This window comes from Stenotrophomonas sp. P5_B8, from assembly GCF_054049855.1.
Map to the genome: position 1 here is coordinate 1 of NZ_JBFULO010000263.1, position 5,315 is coordinate 5,315.

The window sequence follows — 5,315 nt, forward strand, 5'->3', positions numbered from 1 at the left end:
GGTGAAGGTCGATGTCGAACGTGGTCTGATCGCAATCCGTGGTGCCGTTCCGGGCGCAGCGGGTGGTGACGTGATCGTTCGTCCGGCTAGCAAGGCATAAGGAGAGATGACGATGGAACTCGTTATCACGGGTAGCAACAACAAGGTCTCGGTCTCCGATGCCGTGTTCGGTCGCGATTTCAGCGAAGATCTGGTTCACCAGGTCGTCGTTGCTTACCGCAACGCCGGTCGCGCCGGCACCAAGGCGCAGAAGACTCGCTCTGAAGTGGCTGGTACCACCAAGAAGTCGAAGAAGCAGAAGGGCGGCGGCGCGCGTCATGGCGCACTGACGGCTCCGATCTTCGTCGGCGGTGGTGTCACCTTCGCGGCCAAGCCGCGCAGCTTCGAGCAGAAGGTCAATCGCAAGCAGTACCGTGCAGCCATGTGCGCGATCCTGTCCGAGCTGAACCGTCAGGGCCGTTTGACGATCGTGGAGTCCTTCGATGTCGAAGCGACCAACACCAAGTCGTTGATCGCCAAGCTGGCCGGCCTGGAAGTGGGCAAGCGCCCGCTGATCGTCACCGAAGATGCCTCCGAGCACCTGTACCTGTCGGCGCGCAACATTCCCTACGTGGAAGTGCGTGACGTCCAGGGTCTGGACCCGGTGTCGCTGGTCGGTGCCGACACGGTCGTCATCACCGCTGACGCGGTCAAGAAGGTCGAGGAGTGGCTGGCATGAGCGCCAACGAGAAAGTCTTCAGCGTGCTGCGTGCTCCGCGAGTCTCCGAAAAGACCGCGCGCCTGCAGGAACATTCCAACCAGTATGTCTTTGAAGTGTCGAACGAAGCGACCAAGGCCGATGTAAAGGCCGYGGTAGAGCAGTTGTTCGCCGTCAAGGTCGAGTCGGTCAACGTGCTGAACGTGAAGGGCAARAACAAGTCCTTCCGTAACCGCACCGGCCGTCGCGGCGATTGGCGCAAGGCATACGTGCGTCTCGCCGATGGCCAGTCCATCGATGTAACGGCCAAGGCCTGAGGTCCATCCCATGCCATTGATGAAATTCAAGCCCACTTCCCCCGGCCGCCGTTCGGCCGTGCGCGTGGTTACGCCCGATCTGCACAAGGGCGCACCGCACGCAGCGTTGCTGGAGCCGCAGAGTAAGTCCGGTGGTCGTAACCACCACGGCCGCATCACCACCCGTCACGTTGGTGGTGGTCACAAGCAGCACTACCGCGTCATCGACTTCAAGCGCAACAAGGAAGGCATTCCGGCGCGCGTGGAACGCATCGAATACGATCCGAACCGCACCGCCCATATCGCCCTGCTGTGCTACGTCGACGGCGAGCGCCGCTACATCATCGCACCGAAGGGCCTGAAGGCCGGTGACCAGGTGATCGCGGGCTCGGACGCGCCGATCAAGGCGGGCAACACCCTGCCGCTGCGCAACATCCCGGTCGGTACCACTGTCCACGGCATCGAACTGAAGCCGGGCAAGGGTGCCCAGATCGCCCGTGCCGCCGGCGCCGCCGTGCAGCTCGTCGCTCGTGAAGGCATCTACGCCACCCTGCGCCTGCGCTCGGGTGAAATGCGCAAGGTGCCGGTCGAGTGCCGCGCCACCATCGGTGAAGTCGGTAACGACGAACACAACCTGGAAAAGCTGGGCAAGGCTGGCGCCAAGCGCTGGCGCGGTGTTCGCCCGACCGTTCGTGGTGCTGCCATGAACCCGGTTGACCATCCGCACGGTGGTGGTGAGGCGAAGGCCGGCCAGGGTAATCCGCATCCGGTCACCCCGTGGGGTGTTCCGACCAAGGGTTACAAGACGCGCAAGAACAAGCGCACCCAGCAATTCATCGTCCGCGATCGTAGGGGCTAATCGACCATGGCACGTTCACTCAAGAAGGGCCCGTTCGTCGATCACCACCTCGTCAAGAAGGTGGAGGCCGCTGCGGGTAGCAAGAAGCCGATCAAGACCTGGTCGCGCCGTTCGATGATCCTGCCGGAAATGGTAGGCATCACCATCGCCGTTCATAACGGCAAGAACCACGTCCCGGTGCTCGTCAACGAGAACATGGTCGGCCACAAGCTCGGCGAATTTGCCATCACCCGGACCTTCAAGGGTCACGGTGGTGACAAGAAGTCGGGCAAGTAAGGAGAGATGACAATGGAAGCGAAAGCAATCCTGCGCTCCGCGCGCATCTCTGCGCAGAAAGCCCGCCTGGTCGCAGACCAGGTGCGTGGCCTGCCGGCCGAGCGTGCGGTCAACCTGCTGAAGTTTTCGGATAAGAAGGCTGCCCACCTGATCAAGAAGGTGGTGGAGTCGGCTATCGCAAATGCCGAAAACAACCAGGGCGCCGACGTCGACGAGCTGAAGGTTCAGACCATCATGGTAGATGAAGGTCCGACCCTGAAGCGTTTCATGGCGCGGGCGAAAGGCCGCGGCACCCGCATCCTCAAGCGCACCAGCCACATCACTGTGGTTGTGGGCGCCGGCAAGTAAGCGGAAAGGAAAACACCATGGGTCATAAAGTTCATCCGATTGGTATCCGCCTCGGCATTTCCAAGGACTGGAACTCCAAGTGGTACGCCAACAAGGCCGAGTTTGCTGGTTATCTGGCAGCCGACCTGAAGGTGCGGGAAATGCTGCGCAAGAAGCTTGCGCAGGCCGGCATCAGCAAGATCCTTATCGAGCGTCCGGCAAAGACCGCTCGCGTGACGATCCACACCGCCCGTCCGGGCGTGGTGATCGGCAAGCGCGGTGAGGACATCGAAAAGCTGCGCAAGGAAGTGAGCGAGATGATGGGCGTCCCGGCGCACATCAACGTCACCGAAGTGCGCAAGCCCGAGCTGGACGCGCAGCTGGTTGCCGAGTCGATCGCGCAGCAGCTGGAGCGTCGCATCATGTTCCGCCGTGCAATGAAGCGCTCGGTCGGCAACGCGATGCGCCTCGGTGCCCTGGGCATCAAGGTCAACGTCGGTGGCCGCTTGAACGGTGCAGAAATCGCCCGTTCGGAGTGGTACCGCGAAGGCCGCGTGCCGCTGCACACGCTGCGTGYCGACATCGACTATGGCTTCGCTGAAGCCAAGACGACCTACGGCATCATCGGCATCAAGGTCTGGATCTACAAGGGCGAGGTTTTCGATTTCTCCCAGGTTGGCCAGGAAAAGCAGGACGATTCCCCGCGCAACGATCGTAACGATCGCGGCGACCGTGGTGACCGTCAGCGCCCGGCCCGTGAAGCGAGGTAACGACAATGTTGCAACCCAAGCGAACCAAGTACCGCAAGGTACACAAGGGCCGTAACGATGGCCTGAGCTGGAGCGCCAATGCTGTCAGCTTCGGCGAGTACGGCCTGAAGGCAACCGCCCACGGTCAGCTGACCGCGCGTCAGATCGAAGCGGCCCGCCGCTCGATCAGCCGCTACGTCAAGCGCGGTGGCAAGATGTGGATCCGAGTGTTCCCCGACAAGCCGATCACCAAGAAGCCCATCGAAGTCCGAATGGGTTCTGGTAAGGGCAACGTGGAATACTGGGTCGCCCAGATCCAGCCCGGCCGCATGATCTATGAAATTGAAGGTGTGGGTGAAGACGTGGCTCGCGAGGCGTTCCGCCTGGCGGCCGCCAAGCTCTCCGTGACCACCACCTTCGTGACCCGGACGGTGATGTAATGGATATCAAACAACTTCGCGAAAAGTCGGCTGACGATCTGAAGGCCCACCTGACCGATCTGCGTAAGGAGCAGTTCTCGCTCCGCATGCAGCAGGTTACCGGCCAGCTGCCGAAGACTCACGAAACCCGCCGGGTCCGCCGCGAGATTGCTCGCGTCAAGACCCTGCTCGGCAGCACCAAGTAAGGATGGCCGCGATGAGCGACAATACTGAAAACAAGACGCTGCGCACGGTCGAAGGCCGTGTCGTCAGCAACAAGATGGACAAGACGGTCACCGTGTTGGTGGAACGCCTGGTCAAGCACGCCCTGTACGGCAAGTACATCAAGCGTTCGACCAAGCTCCACGCACACGACGCCGACAACGCCTGCAACGAAGGCGATGTCGTCCGCGTGACCGAAATTGCTCCGATGTCCAAGACCAAGAACTGGCGCGTGGTGGAAGTCATCACGCGTGCGGCTGAATAAGGAGATCTGAATCATGATCCAGATGCAGAGCTACCTCGAGGTCGCGGACAATTCCGGTGCCAAGGAAGTGATGTGCATCAAGGTGCTGGGCGGCTCCAAGCGTCGCTACGCCCACATCGGTGACATCATCAAGGTAACCGTGAAGGATGCAATTCCGCGTGGCAAGGTCAAGAAGGGTGAAGTGTTCGACGCCGTCGTGGTGCGTACCCGCAAGGGTGTGCGTCGCGCCGACGGTTCGCTGATCCGTTTCGACGCCAACGCTGCGGTCCTGCTCAACAACAAGCAAGAGCCGATCGGCACCCGCATCTTCGGACCGGTGACTCGTGAACTTCGTACCGAGAAGTTCATGAAGATCGTCTCGCTCGCTCCCGAAGTGCTGTGAGCGACAGGAGATAATCATGGCTAACCGTATCAAGAAGGGCGACCAGGTCGTCGTCAACACCGGCAAGGACAAGGGCAAGCAGGGCGAAATCGTCCGCGTCGACGGCGATCGTGTGATCGTCGCCAACGTGAACATCGTCAAGCGCCACACCAAGCCGAACCCGCAGGCAGGCGTTGCCGGCGGCGTGGTCGAGCGTGAAGCGTCGATCCATATCTCCAACGTGAATGTGCTGAACCCGGCTTCGGGCAAAGGCGAACGCGTTGGTTTCAAAGTGCTGGAGGATGGACGCAAACTGCGTGTGTTCCGCTCCAGCGGTGAGGCGCTCGACGCCTGAGGATGCGCTGATGAATACCCGTCTCGAAAAGTTCTACAAGGAAGAAGTGGTGCCGGCGCTGATGAAGCAGTTCGGCTACACCAATCCGATGCAGGTTCCGAAGCTGGTCAAGGTCACCCTGAACATGGGTGTCGGTGAAGCAGCCACGAACAAGAAGATCCTGGAAAACGCCGTCGCCGACATGGCCAAGGTCTCCGGTCAGAAGCCGATCGTGACCAAGTCCCGCGTCTCGGTGGCCTCGTTCAAGATCCGCGATGGTTGGCCGATCGGCTGCAAGACCACGCTGCGTCGTGAAAAGATGTATGAGTTCATGGATCGCCTGATCAACATCTCGCTGCCGCGCGTGCGCGACTTCCGTGGTGTCTCGGGTCGTTCCTTCGACGGTCGTGGCAACTTCAACATGGGTGTGAAGGAACAGATCATCTTCCCGGAAATCGACTTCGACGCTGTCGACGCGATCCGCGGCATGGATATCGCCATCACCACCAC

Annotated in this window: 12 protein-coding genes and 1 pseudogene; all 13 read left to right on the plus strand. The window is 60.9% G+C overall.

The window, feature by feature from the left end; translation table 11 throughout:
- Positions 1-100, plus strand: a pseudogene (gene rplC, locus ACXJKH_RS13880) (50S ribosomal protein L3); the annotation flags it as partial.
- Positions 101-112: 12 nt separating this feature from the next.
- Positions 113-718 carry a 50S ribosomal protein L4 gene (gene rplD, locus ACXJKH_RS13885; RefSeq protein ID WP_128095571.1) on the plus strand — a complete coding sequence of 202 codons (606 nt, stop codon included), beginning with the start codon at positions 113-115 and terminating at the stop codon, positions 716-718.
- The gene (rplW, locus tag ACXJKH_RS13890) at positions 715-1,014 is read left to right on the plus strand and encodes a 50S ribosomal protein L23 (RefSeq protein ID WP_457320103.1); all 300 of its coding nucleotides are present in this window, start codon (positions 715-717) and stop codon (positions 1,012-1,014) included. The genes rplD and rplW overlap by 4 nt, the downstream gene beginning before the upstream one ends.
- Before the next feature lie 10 nt (positions 1,015-1,024).
- On the plus strand, positions 1,025-1,852 hold the full coding sequence (gene rplB / locus ACXJKH_RS13895; protein WP_256776219.1) for a 50S ribosomal protein L2: 828 nt from the start codon (positions 1,025-1,027) through the stop codon (positions 1,850-1,852).
- A 6-nt stretch (positions 1,853-1,858) separates the two neighbouring features.
- Positions 1,859-2,128, plus strand: coding sequence for a 30S ribosomal protein S19 (rpsS, locus tag ACXJKH_RS13900; RefSeq protein WP_017355409.1), 270 nt, complete (start codon positions 1,859-1,861; stop codon positions 2,126-2,128).
- Positions 2,129-2,140: 12 nt separating this feature from the next.
- Complete coding sequence (gene rplV, locus ACXJKH_RS13905; protein ID WP_017355410.1) at positions 2,141-2,476, plus strand: 50S ribosomal protein L22; 336 nt, start codon at positions 2,141-2,143, stop codon at positions 2,474-2,476.
- A 17-nt stretch (positions 2,477-2,493) separates the two neighbouring features.
- Positions 2,494-3,225: a 30S ribosomal protein S3 gene (gene rpsC / locus ACXJKH_RS13910; RefSeq protein WP_457320106.1), complete on the plus strand. Its 732-nt coding sequence runs from the start codon at positions 2,494-2,496 to the stop codon at positions 3,223-3,225.
- 5 nt (positions 3,226-3,230) lie between these two features.
- Positions 3,231-3,644 carry a 50S ribosomal protein L16 gene (gene rplP / locus ACXJKH_RS13915; protein ID WP_068849463.1) on the plus strand — a complete coding sequence of 138 codons (414 nt, stop codon included), beginning with the start codon at positions 3,231-3,233 and terminating at the stop codon, positions 3,642-3,644.
- Positions 3,644-3,829 carry a 50S ribosomal protein L29 gene (gene rpmC, locus ACXJKH_RS13920; RefSeq protein ID WP_017355413.1) on the plus strand — a complete coding sequence of 62 codons (186 nt, stop codon included), beginning with the start codon at positions 3,644-3,646 and terminating at the stop codon, positions 3,827-3,829. The genes rplP and rpmC overlap by 1 nt, the downstream gene beginning before the upstream one ends.
- A gap of 11 nt (positions 3,830-3,840) precedes the next feature.
- Positions 3,841-4,110, plus strand: a complete 270-nt coding sequence (gene rpsQ / locus ACXJKH_RS13925) for a 30S ribosomal protein S17 (protein ID WP_017355414.1) — start codon at positions 3,841-3,843, stop codon at positions 4,108-4,110.
- A 13-nt stretch (positions 4,111-4,123) separates the two neighbouring features.
- A complete protein-coding gene (rplN, locus tag ACXJKH_RS13930) occupies positions 4,124-4,492 on the plus strand; it encodes a 50S ribosomal protein L14 (RefSeq protein ID WP_038690286.1) in 369 nt (122 codons plus the stop codon).
- Positions 4,493-4,508: 16 nt separating this feature from the next.
- Complete coding sequence (rplX, locus tag ACXJKH_RS13935) at positions 4,509-4,826, plus strand: 50S ribosomal protein L24 (protein WP_228886387.1); 318 nt, start codon at positions 4,509-4,511, stop codon at positions 4,824-4,826.
- A gap of 10 nt (positions 4,827-4,836) precedes the next feature.
- A partial coding sequence (gene rplE, locus ACXJKH_RS13940) for a 50S ribosomal protein L5 (protein WP_457320110.1) occupies positions 4,837-5,315 on the plus strand: 479 nt, incomplete at its 3' end.